Source organism: Chryseobacterium culicis, assembly GCF_900108365.1.
GTDB lineage: Bacteria > Bacteroidota > Bacteroidia > Flavobacteriales > Weeksellaceae > Chryseobacterium > Chryseobacterium culicis.
In genome coordinates this window covers 1,164,900-1,184,873 of sequence record NZ_FNWQ01000001.1, presented here as the reverse complement: position 1 = coordinate 1,184,873, position 19,974 = coordinate 1,164,900, and the positions used below count along the sequence as shown (strand labels likewise).

The window sequence follows — 19,974 nt, the reverse complement described above, 5'->3', positions numbered from 1 at the left end:
TTGCTCACATATAAAAATAGAACTTGCTTATTAAACTTACTGCCAGTATTTACTCACAATTTTAATAACTTTATTGCTATTAACTATTAAAACTAAAGATGTTTTTTCTTAGATTTTATTATTTCATGAGATACTTTAGTATCCAGTTTCTGAACATCCTCCCTTAACTGAGCGATCAAATCTTTAAGATTATAATTTTCAAAATTTTCGGGCTCAAAATCTTCAGGAAATATTCCTGATGCATATTGCCATACTTCAATAATCTCGTTTAATGGAATATCGTAAGGTTTATAAAAAAAATTATCAGAACTTACACTTAGTACTTGTCCATTGCGTCCGATAAATCTCTTATAAGAAATTCCCTCATTGAGCGTGACAAAAATGTAACTTTTATTTGCCTTTAAATCATTCAAACTTTCTACAAACTTCCCAATAATATAAGAACCATCTTTAAATGGAGGCATTGAATCTCCTTGCGCTGGAAAAGCTCTGTACTTTCCATTGGTCAGGAAAGGCAGTGTGATTCTCTGTAAATTTTCAATGTATTCCGGATCACTGTAGCCGGATAAATAACCCATTGATGCTTTTTGCGGAACGATTTCGATGCTGTTGTTTCCTAATTGATCTACAACAACAGGCAAAACAATTCGATTATCGGGAAGCTTAAGAATATCTTCCAGGGGATACTTCCGGATATCAACAGTAAGAAGTAAATCAATACTTATATTGAAGTACTTTGAAATCTTTATTAATACTTCGTAGGGAGCCTCTGAACGACCACTTTCATATTTAGAGTACCGGTCTCTGCTGATGATAAGAATATCATTGGCAAAAGCATGTTGGGATAAACCTCGTTTACCTCTTAAAAACCTTATGTTATCTGCAAAAATTGACATTGGGACAAATTGTACCAGCAAATGTAATAATTTTGGGACAAATAGTCTCTAATTTTGTAACATGAATCGGGCAATTGTACATATGGATCTTGATACATTTTTTGTATCCTGCGAGAGACGCAATAACTCGCAACTTCAAGATATTCCCTTAATTATAGGTGGTGGAGACCGTGGCGTTGTTGCTAGCTGTTCTTATGAAGCCAGGAGATTCGGTGTCCGATCTGCCATACCAATCCGTATGGCCCTTAAGCTTTGTCCTGATGCTAAAGTAATTCGTGGAGATCATGAAATGTATTCTAATTTGTCTCATACTGTTACTGAGATTATTCAGAGTAAGGTTCCAATAATGGAAAAGGCAAGCATAGATGAATTTTATCTGGATTTATCAGGAATGGATAAGTTTTTCGGATGTTATCAGTGGACTAAGGAAATCGCTGCAACGGTAACCCAGGAAACCGGACTGCCTATAAGTTTTGCATTATCTACTAATAAAACAGTATCTAAAATTGGTACAGGAGAAGCTAAACCTGTTGGAAGATTAGAGATTAAAGAAATGGAAATCAAGCCATTTTTAAACCCTTTATCTATAAAAAAAATACCAATGGTAGGCGACAAAACCTTTCAATTATTATCAAGAATTGGAATTCGTACTATTCACACATTGTCTGAAATGCCCATATTGGTATTGCAACAGATGATCGGTGTAAACGGAAAGGAGCTTTGGAAAAAGGCAAATGGCATTGATGAAAATCCTGTAGTTCCCTATTCGGAAAGGAAATCCATTTCTACAGAAAGAACTTTTACTAATGACACCATGGATGTTATAGAGCTGAAGAGAATAATATCCGGAATGGCAGAGCAGTTAGCCTATCAGTTGAGACAGGAAAAATGGTTGACTTCTACAGTTGTTATAAAAATACGATATGCCAATTTTGACACAGAGACAAAACAATGTAAAGTATCTTATACATCTGCGGATCACACCCTGTCAAGAGTAGCATTGGAACTTTTTAATAAGGTGTACACACGGAGAATGAGACTTCGTTTAGTGGGATTACGATTTACAGGTTTGGTACATGGAAATCATCAAATGAATTTATTTGAAGATACTGAGGAACAAATGAGTTTATACCAGACAATGGATTATATTAAGAAGCGCTTTGGATCTGATTCTGTTGGAAGGGCATCTGGTTTTGATTTCGGGAAATAAATTTTAAAATTTTTGACATGTTTATTAATTGTCACTCTTTCCATAGTCTTCGGTACGGGACTTTATCAATAGAAGAGTTAGTAAGACAGGCACATCAATCAGGTGCAAAAGAATTGGTATTGACAGATATCAATACGGTAACCGGCATTTATGATTTTAAAAAGGAATGTGAAAAACTAGATATAAAGCCTATTGCCGGAATGGAAGTAAGAAAGGATGACCAATTTATTTATCTGGCTATAGCCAAAAAGTTTTCTGGAATTGGAGAGATTAATAAAGTTATTACAGATCATAACTGTGATAATAAAGAACTAAATAAAGTTGCCCCGGAATTTGATAATGTATATGTTATATACCCAATGAGTAATATTCCTGCAGAGTTAAAAGAAAATGAATTTGTGGGAGTAAGAATAGACGAGCTGAATTTTTTAATACGACCGGAATATCAGAAATATATTGCTAAAATGGTTATTCTTCATCCTGTTACTTTTAGTACCAATGAAGAGTATAAACTACATAAAATTCTCAGAGCTATTGATCACAATACATTACTTTCAAAATTAACAAAAAGGGAAATATGCAGAAAATCAGAATATTTTATTTCTGAAAAGGTAATTATACAATCATTTGAGAGATATAAAAGTATTATTGAAAATACAAAGCACATCATTTCACAATGTACTTTCGATTTTGATTTTGCAAAGATCAGAAACAAGAAGTTTTATACAAAGTCCAAGGAAGATGATTTAAAGCTATTGAGCAGGCTCACCTATTCAGGATTGGAGAGAAGATATGGTCTTAACCATGAGGTTGCTAAAAAAAGAGCTGAAAAAGAGCTTAAGATTATTAATGAGCTCAATTTTTGTTCTTATTTTCTGATTACATGGGATATTATTCGTTATAGCAATAGCATGGGATTCATGCATGTAGGGCGAGGTAGCGGTGCAAATTCCATTGTTGCATATTGCCTGGGAATTACAGACATTTGCCCTTTGGAACTTGATCTTTACTTTGAAAGATTTTTAAATCTAAACCGCAAGAGTCCTCCGGATTTTGATATTGACTGGAGTTGGCAGAACAGAGACACGATATTAGAATATATTTTTGATCGCTATGGCAAAGACCATGTTGCTTTTTGCGGAACCAACGTTGAATTCAAATACAAATCAATCTTCAGGGAGGTAGGTAAAGCATTTGGCTTGCCAAAGGATGAACTTGATGATCTCACTAAAAAGCCAACAGATCAGCATGAAGTGAACTCTGTAGTACAAGCCATTCACAAATATGGCAGGTTATTAGAAAAGTTTCCCAATCAGCGCAGCATGCATTCTTGTGGAATACTTATTTCGGAAGAACCTATTACCTCTTATTCTGCTCTGGAAATGCCACCTAAAGGATTTCCTATTGTTAAGTTTGATATGAATGTGGCAGAAGATATCGGTTTAGAAAAGTTTGACATTCTTTCGCAAAGAGGTCTAGGAACCATAAATGATACTGTACATCTCATAAAAAAGACCAAAGGTATTACTGTAGATATTAAGGATACTTCCCTATCCAAGAATGAGAAAAAAGCAAATGAATTTCTGGCCAAAGGAAAAACAATTGGTTGCTTCTACATAGAATCTCCGGCAATGCGCGGCTTACTTAGAAGATTAAAATGCGGAGATTACAGAACATTAGTGGCTGCTTCATCTATCATTCGCCCTGGAGTTGCGCAAAGTGGAATGATGCGCGAATATATTTTCAGGCATAATCATCCTGATAAATTTGAATATTTTCACTCTGTATTTGAAGAACACCTAAAAGAAACCTATGGTATTATGGTTTATCAGGAAGATGTGATCAAAATTGCGCAGTATTTCGGTGGTTTATCCTTAGCCGACGGTGATATTTTACGAAGAGCAATGAGTGGCAAAAGTCGCTCCATCAAGAAGCTTCAGGAGGTAAAAGCTAATTTCTTTGAATCCTGTAAAAGGCTGGGGCACTCTGAGCCGCTTACCGCAGAAGCATATAGACAAATTGAGTCTTTTGCCGGATATTCTTTTTGCAAGGCTCACTCTGCATCTTACGCAGTGGAAAGTTATCAAAGTCTTTATCTAAAAGTCTACTACCCTTTGGAGTTTATGGTTTCAGTGATTAATAATCAGGGAGGGTTTTATCGTACAGAAGTATATATCCATGAAGCAAGAATGTCTGGAGGAAATATCCAGCCACCTTGCGTTAACATAAGTGAATATAAAACCATACTACAAGAAAAAAATATTTTCTTAGGTTTGATGCTTCTGGAAGGACTGGAAACAAGAATTGCTCATGGTATTGTTGAAGAACGTGAAAAATATGGTAAATATATATCTTTAGAGAACTTCATAAGACGTGTTCCTGTTGGCCTTGAAACAATCCAAATATTAATTTTCATTGGAGCATTTCGTTTTACTGGTAAACCTAAAAATGAGCTTCTTGTGGAGGCACGGTTATTATTGATCAATTTTAAACCAGAACAAAGAGGGCTTATGCTGATTGAAGAACCTGTTCAGGAGTTTCGACTTCCTGAATTGAAAAGAGAGCAGTTTGAGGATGCTTTTGACGAAATTGAGTTGATTGGATTTCCCGTTTCATGCAGCCCGTTTGATTTATTGCAGACTAAATACAGAGGGTCTGTCTTCGTAAAGGATTTATTACAATATCATAAAAAACAAGTGAAAATGCTAGCATACCTAATTTCAAGAAAACATGTACCAACGAAAAAAGGTACCATGTACTTTGGCACCTGGATAGATATTCACGGTAACTACTTCGATACTGCTCATTTTCCGGATAGTTTGAAGCAGTATAATTTTCAAGGTGGAGGATGTTATTTGTTAATGGGTACTGTTGAAGTTGATTTTCACTTTCCCACTGTTACTATTCTTAAGATGGCAAAAATGCCAATGATTCCAGACCCTCGTTATGCTTATGATAAAGAAAAGCAATATGACATTCACAATCAGATTAGAGAAGATGTGAGTATGACCCATAGAAAGCCATATCCGCAGGAACATGAAATCGGTTTACCGAGACAAAAATTTAGTTAATTGTAAACTTTCCTATGGTTATGTAGTTTTAGAGATCGTTTTTTGAGATTAGTTAATATTTCTAATATATTGATAACCTCTTTTAATACCTATATTATTAAATATTAATTTTATTCTGTTCTATATTTGGATATATATTTTCCAGAAAGTAATAGTATAAATATTACCCAACTTTCCGTACAAACTTTCAATCGTTCTACCCATTCTGAAACTATTTCCATATTAAGGGCTAACTGATAATCTTCTTCATCGCCTTTAGTTTCAGGAAAGATGTAATCTCTGATACGGAACATCGCTTTAAAATACTCTTGCTCTTCTTCACTGTCGAGATAAATATCTTCATCAAATGGAAACATATTTATCCAATCGAATAAAGAATCTAATACCGTTTGAAAAGATTGCTGTAGCTCTAAACCAACCTTATTCAAATGTTGTTGCAAAGTATTATTGTCAGATTCTGAAAGTTCAATTTCATCAAATAATCTCAAGTCATAGAAATGGTCAACTAAGAAAAGTAGTTTTCCATACGCTTCGCCTGCTTTATTAATTTCATTAAATTCAGGATATAATTGCGTCCAACTATCTATATTTAATTTTGTACAAATATTTTCTTCTACAGGTTTTGTAATTGCATTAATAACAGATAATTCTTCAAATGTTTTATCTTTTAGCATATAAAGCCTTACCTCATTCCAATGATTGTTTAGGGTTTTATTCTGAACTGTTTGAATAAAATAAAAGTTTGAAAAACCTATTTGCAACATCAAATACTTTAGGCTTGTGTATTCCGGATTATCAATGGCTTTATGAAGAATATTATAAGCTTCTTTAAATCCCATTAATGACCAAAACGGACTTTGACCATCAATTATTACGATTGGCTTATCAGCTGTAGTTTTATTATTGATATATTTTATTGTAAAATAATTAGCATTAGAGGCTTGTTTAAATTCCTTTATTATTCTATTCTCAAAATCAGACTTTAATTTTAGTACTCGATTGAATGAACGATCTCCTTTATTGTTGTCGTTCAAAAAATCTTTCCAAATGACAGCTGTTGTAAGTAATGAATTTACTTCTAATTTAGAATTATGTTTGGCATCTATGTTTCCTAAAACATTTTCATATTGTGCATTATATTCAGCAAGTTTATCTATTGCATCATAAAGATTGGTTTGCGATAATCGCTCAATATTTTCATCGTGAATATGCCCCTCTTCAGTTTTCAATTGAATTTTTGAGTAAAGTGCTTTTGCAGATTGTTGAATAAAAATTTCTATACTTCCTTTGAAATCAGAAAGACTCTTATAAAAATGACTATATTTAGAATTCAATTGTTTGTATACATAAGACTGTCTGTTGGTAATAGTTTTATTTTCTTCCTTATTTCCAAATACACCTAAAGAATCAGTCACGGATTTTGGCTCCTTAACTTTTTCAGGCATTTTTAGAAATGCATTTTGTATTACTGGAACTACAGGTGTATATGTTTTACTGCCTGCAAAAAGTTTTGCAAACGACTTATTAAATTCGTTTACCTTTTGTTTAATTAAATTTTCCCATTGATTGAGTTGAATTAAATATTCCTTCCAATCGGCTGGTCTATATTCATAATCATAAAGTTTGGTCATAGAAGCATTGATATTTACCCATTCTTCCAAAGGCATATTTTCAATTGGCATTGTTTTATGGGTTGAATCATAATTGACTGCTAAAGTTTGCAGACGATGACCATATCCTTGAGAATTGAATTTCTTCTTCTCTGGCAAAGCTGTTCTTATAATATCTAAAATATTAACAACAAAATCATTACTTGACCTTAATTCTGTATTTTTAAAAATATCAATAATGAAATGAATAGTTATTTCTTCTCCATTAAAATCGAAATGTACAATATCAAATTCTTCCTTAATTTTCTTTACAAAATGTTCTACATACTTCTTTCTAATTTTATCCAATTCAGTCGAATAAGAATACATACCTAACATTAATTTAGATAAGCTTTTACTATCCATTATTTTAAAAGCTTTTTCAAACTTTTCTTCTTCATAGATTTCTACAGTTTGTTTATCATTTGGTACATTTTTTAGCCAAAACAAAGACTCTCCGAAAGATTTCCATTCAAGTATTGTAGAAGGTATTTTACTTGGAAAAGTAAGTTTATTTAATACTGTCGTTGCTAAATTGAAAACGGTTTCTTTTGGAGTTAGATTTTCATTTATTTGATCTATCTTTTTTCTATGTTCATCATCTACATAAAACACATCAAGCAATCCATTTTTATCATAGTCAACACCGAACTTAAAGTCAACGAAGAAATACCAAGCTTCACCATAAAGTGCTCTGCATTCTTCCAAAACTTTTTGATTACTCTGCACATACTGTTTTGTGCCAAGCCATATAAGAGCTTTTACAAATGATGCGTATGTAGCCCAGTTTTCTACAGAAATATCTTCATTTAATTTTTGAATGAATTTGTCTGACTTTAAAATACCAAGATTGAATAGCTGTAATAGAAAAAGATACAAATCTTCTTCAGCTATTAATTCTATTGCTTTGTAAGCATAATCTTCTTTATGATTAATAAATTCATCAAATAAGATTTCCGTCAACTTTTGTGAGCGCACTATATGCAACCCTTGAATGTATTTTCGGTCAGAAGATTTTTTAATCAGATACTCATTTTCTAATTTTTCAATTATAAATTGATAGTCTATATTTGAGCTCAATTTTGAAACATCAATCTTAGAACCTACGGAATCGGCAAGACTTACAATTCTTAAAAACTCAATTTGCCGATTGTCATTTTGATTTTTTTCTTGCTGTATTTGTAGAATCTGTTGTTTTAATTTATTGAATAAGGAATCTCCTTGTGTAATGGAATAAACAAATTCTAATAATGGAGCATCATTACCTAACTGAATCCAAGCTTGCTCAAAATCAGTAAAATGGTTTATTTGGTTTCTTTCATTTAGTTTTAAATAAATGATTTTTGCTTCTTCTTTGGTAAGTGACAAGTCTATTTCTTTGTATTCAAACTCAATACCTATGGCAGAAGCTCTGTACCAATCTTCGTTCCTTACTGCAACAAGAAACTTGATATGCTTTAGATGTGAGGATTCTTTAATTATTTTAATCCATTCAGTAGTATTGGGTGTAACGTTTATTACAAAAACTGTGGGGATATCTAACTTTCTGCTTATAGATGCAATCGCTTGAATTGACTGTTGAGTAACTATAGGGTCTTCCTGAATATTAAGTTCAAAAGAAAGCCAATGATTGATATATTTATGCACATAACTATATAACAAAGCTGTTTTCCCTTGCCCCGATGCACCTTTAATCATTACAGCATTATTTGCCTGTAGCTCTTCGTTAATTTTCTCTAAATGCTTTTCTCTATTAACATCAAGACCCAATAAAATATGTTCATACCTTGTTAATGTCGCATTGTAGAATTCTTTCTCTAACTGCTGACGATTCACATCTTCCGTTGAAATTTTATGTAATGGTTTTAGAACCAAGCAATATTGATTGTGAATAGCAATCCTCTCACTTAGATATTTAGCAAAGTCCTGAACCTTGTTATAGAAATCTTTTTTTGTAATTGGCTGTTGTTTTTCTGCAATAAACTGTAGCCAATACAACAAATATCCGATGGTTGGTATAGGGTCAATCTCTGTAAAGTTATCCTTCATTAATTGCTCAACTTCGTTTGCAATTAACTCTTCGTTAATTTCTGAAAATTGTATTTTGTTCTTAACTATTTTCCAATCATCTGAAGTTATTTTGTACTTCTTTAAATTAGATTTTTCTTTTTCGCTAATGCTATTCTTATGTCTATTCCAATTTTTAAGGTCTTCGCTTATTTTTCCATAAGACACAAGTACGGGGGTTGCGTCACAGTAGTTATCCAAGAATCTTTTAATGAATGAAGTTTTACTGTCTGAAAGAATATCGGATAACGTGATAAGCTTTCCTAAGTTTTTTAACTGTATTGCATACAGAAGTTTACCATTGTTTCCTAAAACATCCAAATCCTCCTCTCCTTCTAATCTGTATATAAAATCATCTGACAAGGTGGATAAGATATAATGCAATGAATATAGGAATTGAGTTCTATAACCTTTGAGAGCTGAAACTGCGGACATGAGCGTTTTAATCTAAAAAAAATTACAAATTACTTTTAATTCTAAATTACCAAATATAATAACTCACTAATAAACTACATTACGGATTACCGTAAATTAAGTCATTAAATTAAGCAAAAAAATATTTTTTAATTGCCATTTTCTTTATTTCTTGATCAGAATGATTATTCGGAATTTTAGCATATCTATAAAATGTTGCCCTGGTCAATCCAAACGATTTATAAATTTCTTCCAGATGCTTCATTATATCGTTTTTTGAAATTTTTAATAAACTGAAGGTTATAAAAGAAAAAATATTGTCAATATTTTAAACTTTTTCATCATCGTGTAACTTTAGTTAAATATAGATTGTTTAAATCTCATAAAAAAATAAATCATTTTTTTATGAGATTCAGTATTCATTTTTAATCTTTAAAATTATACAATGTCTTGGGTTTTCCAAGACTCTTTCGATCCACTATTCTTTAATTAAAAATTTTTAAGGTAATAAAAATTCGAAAAAAATTACACAAAATAGGGTCAAAAAAATGGTGCGTTTACTAATAATTCATGTGTAAAATTGCGACAAAAAATTGTCAAGAGACAAATTTTATTTTTTCAAAATAATGTAAGAAAAATATACATTTAGATCCAGCCACCCCTAATTCAAAATACATTCTCAAGTACTATACATGGGGCTTTCCCTTCATTTCTGTGATGTAATGCATTATTTTTTCAGTCATCATATCCACCTCACAATATAGATAGAAGCACAAAACTCATGTTTAATTAAACACATGTATTACAATAACTTACAATGCATTACAACTTATTATTACCCCAAAATAGATCTTCGCAAGGTTGTCCTTTACAACTAATATTAGCGGTAGTAGGTTTGAAATTCAATTTTAATCGAAAAATAAGGAGAGAGTGGTAAACACTTAATAAGAAAATAACTTAATATCTAAAAAATGGAAAATCTAAACTTTGAGCAGATTGTAAATGTTATTGCAGTAATCGCTCCAATTATTAATTCTTTAATAAGCAACTGGAATAAGGGTAGAAACAAAAGAACAAGAAAAAGGAAAAGAGGGGTTAGATATTAACCCTTCTAAAAATACTATTCGCAAAATAGTGTGATATCAAAGAAATATAAAATAATTAATGTCAAAATGAATAGCTGAAAACTTAAAAATTTTAATAAAATTTGTAAAATAAATCATCAGAAAAAGTTTATAAAAAAACAACAGATTTATAATTGAAACACTTTCAAAGGTTGAAAGTACAATTAAAAGTAATTTAAAATTAATATTATGGAATTACTCATAGTAATAATAGTAACTACCATTGTCCTATTCTTTTTAGGAATGATTTTGAGCAAAAGCTTTAAAGGATCTATTAGTTTCAGTTTCCTAAAAGGATTCTCAATTGAGATTGAGACAAAGAAGTAAATTAAAAAGGAACCGGATAGATTTCGGTTCCTTTCATTTTCTATTATTCTTGATATTAAAATTCACACATTGAGTCAATTTTATGAACTAAAAGAATTGCTTCTCATCTCTTTTAGTTGACTTATCTTTTTCGAGATGAATAAACTTTTGATTCTCCTTCTGTAACATTTTGTTCTTTATTGCTTACAACTTTGTCTAAGTATTTGTTTTTAAACAATTCAGTATTCTCCCTTTCCCTTTCCTTTACATAATCACGGTTCTCAGCAATTCGTAGGGATTCTTCTTTCTCTAGCCAATATTGAGACATTAACTCTTCTCTTAGCTGTGGCAGGTTCTCTATTTGTAACTCCAGTTTTTCGATTTTGGCTTTGCTGATTTCAGTTTGTTTTTCTATTTCTGTAACATTTACCCCATTTTCAATGAGTTTCTGTGCAACTTTTTCAACATCTGCTTTCGCAAGTTCTATCATCCTTTGGTAGTGAGGAAGCTGACCTATCCAATAGTCTGCTTTTTCGTCACCTTCATTAGCATAACCTTCAATTCTATTATAAGTAAGTTCTGCTTGGGAGACTTTTTCCTTTTCTTTCGTATATTCATCATATTTCCTCAAAACAAAAGCACTGTCAGCCAAGAATTTATTTTTTTCGTTTTCAATTTTTTTCTGCAGGATTTCAATTTCAATATTTGCTCTGGTTTCAGGATTGGTGATAATGGCAGTTTTCAGTTCCTGTGCATTGATGTCTGAAACATCAATTACATCTGCACCTTTTCTCATTGCTTCAAGATACCTTGCCTGTTTGGCCTGCAGTTTCTGAAGCATAAAAACATCTATGCTGTCATTGGTAAGCATAAAGTTTACTCTGATATTTTCATGCCTGTTTCCCTGCCTCCAAAATCGTCCCTCTACCTGTCTTAAGGATGTAAAATTATAGGGCAAAGTCAGTAAATACATATCGGAGGTATTATCCTGAAGGTTCATACCTTCCTGGATAGCTTCACTTCCTATGACAATTTTTATTTTTCCTGAATTGAAATCATCCTGGATCTTCAATCGGTTAGCCTTACTTGTGGCTCCGGTGATAATTCCTACTTCTTCAGGCTTATACCCTACTTCCTGCACTAGATACTCTTTAAGTTTTGGAAATTCTTCTACCGCAAGCTCTGAATAAATAATCTGCCCAGATTCGGGAATGTCTTTTTTATTTTGCCTGATTAGATTCATTGTTTCATTTAATTTGGGAGAATTTTCCACAAACTCTTTTACAGTAGGGTTTTCATCATCATAATACGGTGAGAGATATGGAGATATTGCAATTTTTCTTGCATTTAAAATGTGAGTAAGGATTGCTCCTTTTTCCCTATCATTAAAACTTTCGGTCAACAAATCATATTGCTCCTGGGTCAGGTCATTCTGCTCAATTTTATATTCTTTATTAAATTTATTAGGACGTACCAGCTCTGGATTATCTTCTTCCCCTTTGATGTCAATAAATTCAGAAAGGAGCTGTTGAAAAAGAGAATTATTTTTAAACCGCCGGACATTGGTTTTAAATTTCACATCACCTTTAGCATCAATTTCCATATCATTATCAGCTTCCATAAAGGTCTCGAAGAAAGTGTTTACATTGAAATAGCCTGACTCCATTAAACGATCATTTGCAATGAGTGAAAGAATGGAATAATATTCCAGAGGTTTATTCGTAAAAGGAGTTGCAGAAAGAAGAGATACATTTCTTCCGTTATTTTGCTCCTGAATATATTGTGCTGCCATCCAGGTATTGATTCCAAGCTTGGAAGTCTGCTGGTTCTGGCTCCGGAAATCAGAAGCAAAACGCCGGTCTTCAATTCTTACCTTACCTACAATATGATTGGCGTTATGCGCTTCGTCAAAGGTAAGATGGTCAAATCCGAAATCCTGCCAATCATAAATTTTCCCACGTTTCATTTTCCCCTGCATTTCCCTATCCTTTTCAAGTTCTTTTTGGAAATCTCTTTCTGAGTTCGTTATTCCCTTGAGATCGCTCGCCGAAATATAGTTAAAGCGTGAGGCCAGCCTCTCTGTAATTTCATTTGAAAAACCGATATTATTAAAACCTTCGTAAGTAACGAGTGTAATTTCGCCATCTTTATTATCAAATTTTGACAAATCATAATCTCTACCAAGGTTTCCTAAGATATTTACTTTCGCATGTGGAATAGTTTCAGCAATTGTATCCACCCATTGTTTGAGAATACTGTTGTTAGGAACAACAATCAAAGGCCTAAAAGCATTACCTCTTTCCATTGCTTCGTGCATAGCTAGTATTCCTGACAAAGTTTTCCCGAAACCCACCTCATGAGCAAGCAAGCCGACTGCCTTTGTGGTCATTCTGCCAATTCCACCTTTCTGAACCTCGGTTAACCGTAATTCCTTTCCTTTAAAATTTTGATATATGTTTGAAAACAAAGGAAATTTAGAATAGTCAGGCACATGAATATTATTGTAATTCTTATTAAATTCCTTTACAAAACGTTCTTTTAATTCGTCGGACAGTTCCTCACGGATAAATTTGACAAATAAATCATTGGCAGCTTCTTTCCTTCTTTCTCTGATAAGCGCATTGCGTTCTTTATCGCTTCCAGTGACGGATTCATTATCTACAAACTCGCGCACTTCCCATGATGATGAACCGCCAAATGCATCGGAAGGAAGATCCCGTACAAAGTCCTTGAATTTTTCAGCAAGGTTATATTTAACAATCGTAGGTTCGGACTGTCTACTTGTTCCATTCCATTGTAATCTTTCAACAGTTCCCAGGTGAAATTGATGTACAAACTCATGATTCGGACTCATAATGATCTGTTCCAGAGATTTAGCTTTGGGAAGAACACTTTCCAATAATGCTTTTTGCTTTTCGTACTGATCTTTAATTCCTCCGTTAGCATTTTTGTCGGAAAAATCCTTCTCCAATTGCTCTAACTTCTTATATATATTTCCTGCAACATAATAAAAATCGTGCACCCACCGTCCATCAATGTAATTCGCAAATGCATAATGTTGAGCATGATTATTTAACGTTCCGTCATAATGGGTATCTTTAAAAGCGTTAAGAAGTTCCTGTGATAGATCAGAACTGTTCTGCAAAGATGCAGCAACAATGCTGTCCTCTTTTTTGAATTGGTATTTGAGAATACTCGGTTTTATATCCGGTTTAGACTGAATCTTGTATTCTTCATTTTTTACAGTACTCCTTTGCAGTATTTTCTCTGCATTCTTGAAAAGCTTATCAAGTTGATCAGGTGAAAGAGTATCTATTGATTTATTGTACTTTTCATATTTTCGTATTTCAGCATTGACAGATGGAGATTTGAATTTAATATCATTCAATGTTTGAAGAACTTCAATGATTTTATTTTGAGCGTTGGTAAGCAATGTTTTCCTTTCCTCCCGTTTATCATAAATAGCAGATTGTGCCGTCTCTTCTATACTTAGTAATGCTGAAGGATCATCAACTTGCTGAATCGTGTCGTTATTAGTGAAATAATCTTCAAAAAGATTTCCTATCCTTTCAGTACTGTTTTGAGATAAGATTTTTTCAATTTGCGAAAATGCGTTATCAAGGGTTCCGGAAACATATGTTTCCATTCTTCCAAACTGATTGGTTCGTTCTTTAATTTCTCCCAAAACCTTATCCTGGTGATGTTCAAAATAGCCAGAAATATCCTGAGCTTTTTTAGAAGTATTTTTCTTTAGGATGATGATATCGGTTCCGATCTTAGTTCCGGCAAATGTGCCGGAAGGCAGCCTGAATGCATTTGTTATATCGGCTCCGTTTAATTTTTTCTGCCTGTTTAGCCAACCGGAAGGGAGCACCATCGCCAAAGTTCCACCGTCTTTGAGGACATCAAGACTGCGCTTAACGAAATAATCTTCATATTTAGATAAAGAGGGCTCTTCTCCTAACCCCTTGTAATAGCCTCTATGGTCACCATAAGGCGGATTGCCTATAATAAGGTCGTACCTGTTTTTAAATTCCTGCGGATCTATTTTTAAGCCTGTGTCGCTAATAAATTCGGTTTCAAATGACCGTAAGTTAATGTCCGTTTCAGGATGAAAAATTTTAGCAATTTTTGCTGTGGTTTCATTGATTTCAAACCCGATAATTTCGCTTTTTGCAACAAGACCTTTAGCCGCATAAACAAAGTTTCCTGTTCCGATACTTGGTTCTAAAACCTTTATGTGCTTTTTTTCGTTCAGCTCTTCTTTGATGAGATTGCGCACTGCATCAACAATTTTGGAATCAGTGTAATATTCATCTAAAATTCCCCGACCCTTTTTATCTGTTCCTCCGGATTTAAACTGGTTGCAGATATCCTTCAAATCATCTGTGATAATAAGGTTTTCTTTGAGCAGGATTTTCCTATCATCAGAAACAAAGCAGGCTGCGGAAACTACTTCCGCAACCTGTTCATTAGTAATTTTTTGCTCCTTATACTGTAAGATAAGAGCATCTAAGTTCTTTATACCTGTCGTTGAACCTAATACTCCGCCCAGGGAATATTGCTCTTCTTCATTTTCTCGAACATCATTTTGTTGTGGGCCAGTTGCGGATCTTCCTCCTTGCCCTCCTTCCAGATTGCTCCATTCTGCGCCTGCAAGTCCATTTCCAGCATTGTTGCCGACCAATGCTTGTCCTGAAGTGTTATTTCGGTCTTGGACGGGTTGGCTTTCCTCGAAAGATTCTCCAACACTTTGTCGAGATATTCTGGACTCCACTTGCTGAGATTCGGAAACTCCTGCGGATTTAATGGTGGTATTTTCATCTTTTGAAATGTTTAATGTATCAAAATTACTGATTTTCTGTTCATTGTTGACCTTGTTTATCAAATAATGATTAAGCGTCCTGTTTCCAGTTTCTGAAATACTGTACAATGGACGGACATCACGGACATTACTGCCTTTAAAAAGATTCAAAATTCTTTGGGTTGCATCATTTCCCTGGGAACTACTACTCATGCACAACATCACTTTCCCATCAAAATGTTTGTATTCTTCGAACAGTATATCTGTATTCGCTGCTGAATTCAGTGTAACCAATGTTCTCGTGTTCTTACGGTTTTCAATCTCCAGAAGACGCAGAAACGATAGAGTATCCAAAGCATTTTCAAAAACTACCATCTCATTTTTGACTCCTTTAATCTCAGATATACCAGGTTTACCAATTAAGCCGTGATTATCCGGATATAGAATTTCAAATCCGCCGGAATGAGTTGACATTGCGACACCTAAATATTTTTTCCCTTCATACTGATAATAAACCTGAGATGTATTCTGATGAATGAGACTTCTTGAGATCCCTTGTTCTTCAAAATATTCTGTAAACTTATACTGATGTGGGCTTAATTGACTGATCAATTTTGCATGAGCATTGTTTTCTGCAAAAGTTTTTGATTCTTCCCTTGGAAAATCTGGCATACCGTTACTTTTTTTTCCTGCTTTCAATATAGCGGTTAAACTTAAAAATTTCCTCTGCTTCTAAATCCCAGTTTTTTCTTGGGATCAGCTGCATGGAGACAAAAATGTCTTTTTGTTTATCATAAGAATCAATCCTTTCAATTCTTCCGTGATAATCATTATCCACTTCTTTATAAAAGGAATATGGCAGAATGGTATCGGTGGGATAAATATAATATCTTGTATAATTCCAGGGTGAGTTAATTTCAAAACGCTTATAATGCTTTTTGAAAAGAATAGTATCACTTAGATTTCTACGATTCCTGTAATTAAGGATCTGATCTTTTGTAAAAATTGCTCCAGCATTTTTACGATAAACTAAAATCGGTTTTTGTTTTTTTTGTACTTCCGCCAACAATGCAGCTGCATGATCATTTTCCAGAACATAAAAAACAGAGTCTTTGATAAAATAAGTTACCTTGGTCATTTCGGGAAATTCCAATTCGGGAACCATCTCTATAATCGAATCATGTTTATAATTGAGCTTTGAAACGTGAAAACTCCGCATATTATCCAAGCCTCTGGAGGCATTGAAATATACATTTGAAATAATATCAATCCCGCCTTTTTCAGATGGAATTCTTTTACTGCAGGAAATCACTACAGCAAAGAGAAAAATAATTGAAAGTAAAAAGATTTTTTTCATATATACGGGTAATAACAAAACGGTAAAACATATTTGTACCGCTTTGTTATGGTTTTTTATCAATATCAATCTAAATTCCTCTGGACAAATTCTGCTCTCTTACATTGCCTTTCTCATGCTTATTCTCATTATACATCCCTTGCAGAGGTTTATTGGTGTTAATCCGGTTCATGTCACTATCATATAGATTCAGATTTTTATACTGGGGATTCAGAACGGCTTTTCCTTCGATCACCTGATCATCAAGTTCAAATTTTACCTTGACGACATTTCCTTTTTCCAATGACTTTATAGTCCCGGCTTTGTACTCCGGCTTGTCGAAAACCAAGTTGGATTTTTCCACAATTTCAGCGGCATTGATTCCATAGTTTTTGTAGAAAGTCTGGAAATTATAATTGCCATGCTGATTTTTTGCTTCTTCAAAATTCAGCTTTACAAAAGCAGGCTCTCTTTCATTCGATTTTGGATTAACAAATTCAATTTTTACAGCACGTCCTTCTAAAAGATTTAAAGCTTCTTTAGCTGTAAAGGAAGCCTCCTTTGACACTCGAAAATTTTGAACAAGAGATTCTCCTTCACTATTGGTTAAACTTGCTTCGTATGAGTTTAGAAAAATTCCACCTTTTTCGGTTTTGTTGTAATTTAAAGTATAATCAATCTTATTTCCTGGTAAAGCCTTCTGAGAAGTAGCTTTAATATCAAACTTCTGATTTTGTGAATCAATTCCTTTCTCCAACTCTTCGTGGAGAAACTTATCCTCTCCAAAACCAAGGTACTTTAGCTGTGTTTTTAAATATTCGGTTTGATCAAATTCCTTTTGTGTTGCCATAATCTCTGGGGTTTGTAAGTTAATATAGTCTTTGCCTTTATCCGAAGCATTTTCACCTGATTGTAGAATATTTTCAGGGAATATATTTTGATAAAGCATAATCTGCTCATATTGATCAATCGGTCTTAGATTCATCGGTAACGCATCAAGGCCATAATCAAATGTATATCCTATTTGTTCTACAGCTCTTTGAAATTCTTCACATTGACCATAGGATGACTCGCCATAATCAATGTTGTTGTAGTAATTAATCAGTTTCCTTAGCTCATCATTGAGAAGGTGCTCGTTATCAAACAAATCAATCTTGTGATAGAATAAATTTTGAATTTCTTCATTTGGAAAAATGAGGTTTTCAGGATGTTTCTGTGCTTTCTGAAGGATATTCTTTAACTCATTTTCTTCAATAGCGTTAATAGCATCTAAATCTGATTGATTATCTTGATTACTATTTTGGTCTAACCTGGATCGTTCGTTTTTCATCTGGATTTTCTGGTTCTGATAAAAGAATATCAGACAAATTTGATTAATAGTGATCATTAAACCTATACAGATAGTAAGCTCAATACTAAAGAGTATTAAATTGGACTAAAAAATACTTATAGAGAGATAATTTAATGCAAAAAAGAAAACAGACACCTTTAAAAGTGCCTGTTTTTCCCTTCTTTTTTACTAAAAAGTTATCTTCCTCTTCCTTTAGATTTATATACTTCTTCCTCCTGTTCTTCTTCTTTTTGTCGATTTTCATCTACAAACAGATCAGGGTCGTTCACTGATAGCTGAACACCATTATAATGGTCATTATCAACTTTTGAGGTCGTAGCAGATAAAGGCAAAATTGAATTTATTTCCCTATCAACAATATTCAAATCATTTGAAATTTCTTTTGCTATTTCAGGATAATTGTCCATTTTATCATAAAGTAAATTTTTCAGCTTCTCAAGCTCTGATTTATATTGTGTGATTTCATCCGGATTTTTCCTTTCTACAATTATTTGGGTAAGTTCTGCAGCATTTTTTATCAGATCCAGTTCCTTTACAGTACCGGTTTCACGATCATAAACAAATGCCTGCTTCGAAAAGTTAAGTTGGGCAGAGTTTTTACCTTGAGGGATTTCATACTGTCCTTTGGTTTCAGAATACTGAATTTTTTCTTTAGTTTTTTCCAGGATCTTTGACAGGCTTTTATCCCTTTCCAAAAAGATTACTTTAAGCCTGGTATTGTTTTCAATCAATTGAAAAGTGGCTCTTTTTGTGGCGTTATCGGCAACAATGGTATACCCTTGCAGAAACCTCTGAACATCATCTGCACTGAGTTTTTTGGAAAAGGTAAAATCTTCATTGATGATTCCGTGCTTCTTTAAATCATCTGTAGGTAATGTGTTGTTATTCATTGTATATATCAATTAGATTATTTACTCTTATTAAATCATTCAAAAAATGAACGGGATTGATGCTTTTTCCAAATTCCTTTACGGAGAAGTGCAAATGGGGTCCTGTAGAGTTTCCGGAATTCCCACTTTTGGCAATGATGAATCCAGCGTTTACGTGTTCTCCGGGGTGATAATAAATTTCGGAAAGATGGAGGTATGAAGTTTCAAACCGATTAAAGTGCCTTATTTTGATGTAGTTCCCTCCTCCTCTGCTATCCCATCCAGTATCTGTAACAGTTCCGTCAAGAACCGAATAGACATTCTCGTACCAGGCAGCCATATCAATTCCGTTATGAAATCTGGTTGTTCCGAAAAGAGGATGTTTCCTTGCTCCATATGATGATGTAATAGATATCTTACGTTTTAAAGGCATTCTAACCTTCACATCCCCCTCTCTGGACTCATCAATCAAATCATAAGTAACAGGCTGTTCTTTGCTGCTTTTATTATTGTTTAACATTTTGCTGTGATGGGTTACAACAATTGAAGCTTTTGTTTTTTCCCATATTTCTTGCTTGCTTACAGATGCTGAACTTTGTTTAATCATTATTTTCAGTGAATCGATTTCATTTTTCAGGTCAGCCTTAGTAGTTCTGCCAAAAATCTTTTCCAAGAACTTTTTCTCTTTCCTCTCTTTTTCTTTTTCGGTGTCTTTGCTTTTAATATTATTTAAATCTGTAATCATTCCTGCTTCCTCTTTTTTAGGTAAAGACGGTTTCAACGTATTAAATTGCCCGAAGACAAAACTCCCGAAAGTCATGCAGGCAGCTGTGATGTATTTCTGTAACACGATATTCATTTTTATTTCATTATTTTT

10 protein-coding genes are annotated in these 19,974 nt (G+C 33.4%); 2 read left to right on the top strand and 8 right to left on the bottom strand.

Translation table 11 applies throughout. The annotated features are described in order from the left end of the window. Positions 1 to 92: 92 nt before the first annotated feature. Positions 93 to 896, bottom strand: a complete 804-nt coding sequence (locus BLW74_RS05220; protein ID WP_089690366.1) for an XRE family transcriptional regulator — start codon at positions 894 to 896, stop codon at positions 93 to 95. A gap of 61 nt (positions 897 to 957) precedes the next feature. Between BLW74_RS05220 and dinB the strand changes: the two genes are divergently transcribed. After that, the gene (gene dinB, locus BLW74_RS05215; protein WP_089690365.1) at positions 958 to 2,106 is read left to right on the top strand and encodes a DNA polymerase IV; all 1,149 of its coding nucleotides are present in this window, start codon (positions 958 to 960) and stop codon (positions 2,104 to 2,106) included. 17 nt (positions 2,107 to 2,123) lie between these two features. Next, positions 2,124 to 5,177 (top strand): DNA polymerase III subunit alpha, encoded by a 3,054-nt coding sequence (locus BLW74_RS05210; protein WP_089690364.1) that lies wholly within the window; start codon positions 2,124 to 2,126, stop codon positions 5,175 to 5,177. 110 nt (positions 5,178 to 5,287) lie between these two features. On the opposite strand, the gene BLW74_RS05205 is transcribed toward BLW74_RS05210, so the two are convergent. From BLW74_RS05205 to BLW74_RS05180, 7 genes are all read right to left on the bottom strand, one after another. Next, positions 5,288 to 9,328: a hypothetical protein gene (locus tag BLW74_RS05205; protein ID WP_089690363.1), complete on the bottom strand. Its 4,041-nt coding sequence runs from the start codon at positions 9,326 to 9,328 to the stop codon at positions 5,288 to 5,290. A 109-nt stretch (positions 9,329 to 9,437) separates the two neighbouring features. Beyond that, a complete protein-coding gene (locus tag BLW74_RS22785; RefSeq protein ID WP_262487312.1) occupies positions 9,438 to 9,572 on the bottom strand; it encodes a hypothetical protein in 135 nt (44 codons plus the stop codon). 1,307 nt (positions 9,573 to 10,879) lie between these two features. Then, complete coding sequence (locus tag BLW74_RS05200) at positions 10,880 to 16,213, bottom strand: Eco57I restriction-modification methylase domain-containing protein (protein ID WP_089690694.1); 5,334 nt, start codon at positions 16,211 to 16,213, stop codon at positions 10,880 to 10,882. 4 nt (positions 16,214 to 16,217) lie between these two features. Continuing rightward, a complete protein-coding gene (locus tag BLW74_RS05195; RefSeq protein WP_089690362.1) occupies positions 16,218 to 16,898 on the bottom strand; it encodes a hypothetical protein in 681 nt (226 codons plus the stop codon). Between the two features lie 70 nt (positions 16,899 to 16,968). Further along, a complete protein-coding gene (locus BLW74_RS05190; protein ID WP_139265701.1) occupies positions 16,969 to 18,207 on the bottom strand; it encodes a hypothetical protein in 1,239 nt (412 codons plus the stop codon). A 197-nt stretch (positions 18,208 to 18,404) separates the two neighbouring features. Continuing rightward, a complete protein-coding gene (locus BLW74_RS05185) occupies positions 18,405 to 19,118 on the bottom strand; it encodes a hypothetical protein (protein WP_089690360.1) in 714 nt (237 codons plus the stop codon). Further along, positions 19,111 to 19,842: a M23 family metallopeptidase gene (locus BLW74_RS05180; RefSeq protein ID WP_228424778.1), complete on the bottom strand. Its 732-nt coding sequence runs from the start codon at positions 19,840 to 19,842 to the stop codon at positions 19,111 to 19,113. Before BLW74_RS05180 ends, BLW74_RS05185 begins: the two co-directional genes overlap by 8 nt. Positions 19,843 to 19,974: the final 132 nt, after the last annotated feature.

Bases quoted from the DNA above. Each gene is read 5' to 3' on its own strand.
- BLW74_RS05220 (WP_089690366.1), bottom strand. From the start codon at position 896: ATGTCAATTTTTGCAGATAACATAAGGTTTTTAAGAGGTAAACGAGGT.
- dinB (WP_089690365.1), top strand. From the start codon at position 958: ATGAATCGGGCAATTGTACATATGGATCTTGATACATTTTTTGTATCC.
- BLW74_RS05210 (WP_089690364.1), top strand. From the start codon at position 2,124: ATGTTTATTAATTGTCACTCTTTCCATAGTCTTCGGTACGGGACTTTA.
- BLW74_RS05205 (WP_089690363.1), bottom strand. From the start codon at position 9,328: ATGTCCGCAGTTTCAGCTCTCAAAGGTTATAGAACTCAATTCCTATAT.
- BLW74_RS22785 (WP_262487312.1), bottom strand. From the start codon at position 9,572: ATGAAGCATCTGGAAGAAATTTATAAATCGTTTGGATTGACCAGGGCA.
- BLW74_RS05200 (WP_089690694.1), bottom strand. From the start codon at position 16,213: ATGCCAGATTTTCCAAGGGAAGAATCAAAAACTTTTGCAGAAAACAAT.
- BLW74_RS05195 (WP_089690362.1), bottom strand. From the start codon at position 16,898: ATGAAAAAAATCTTTTTACTTTCAATTATTTTTCTCTTTGCTGTAGTG.
- BLW74_RS05190 (WP_139265701.1), bottom strand. From the start codon at position 18,207: ATGAAAAACGAACGATCCAGGTTAGACCAAAATAGTAATCAAGATAAT.
- BLW74_RS05185 (WP_089690360.1), bottom strand. From the start codon at position 19,118: ATGAATAACAACACATTACCTACAGATGATTTAAAGAAGCACGGAATC.
- BLW74_RS05180 (WP_228424778.1), bottom strand. From the start codon at position 19,842: ATGATTACAGATTTAAATAATATTAAAAGCAAAGACACCGAAAAAGAA.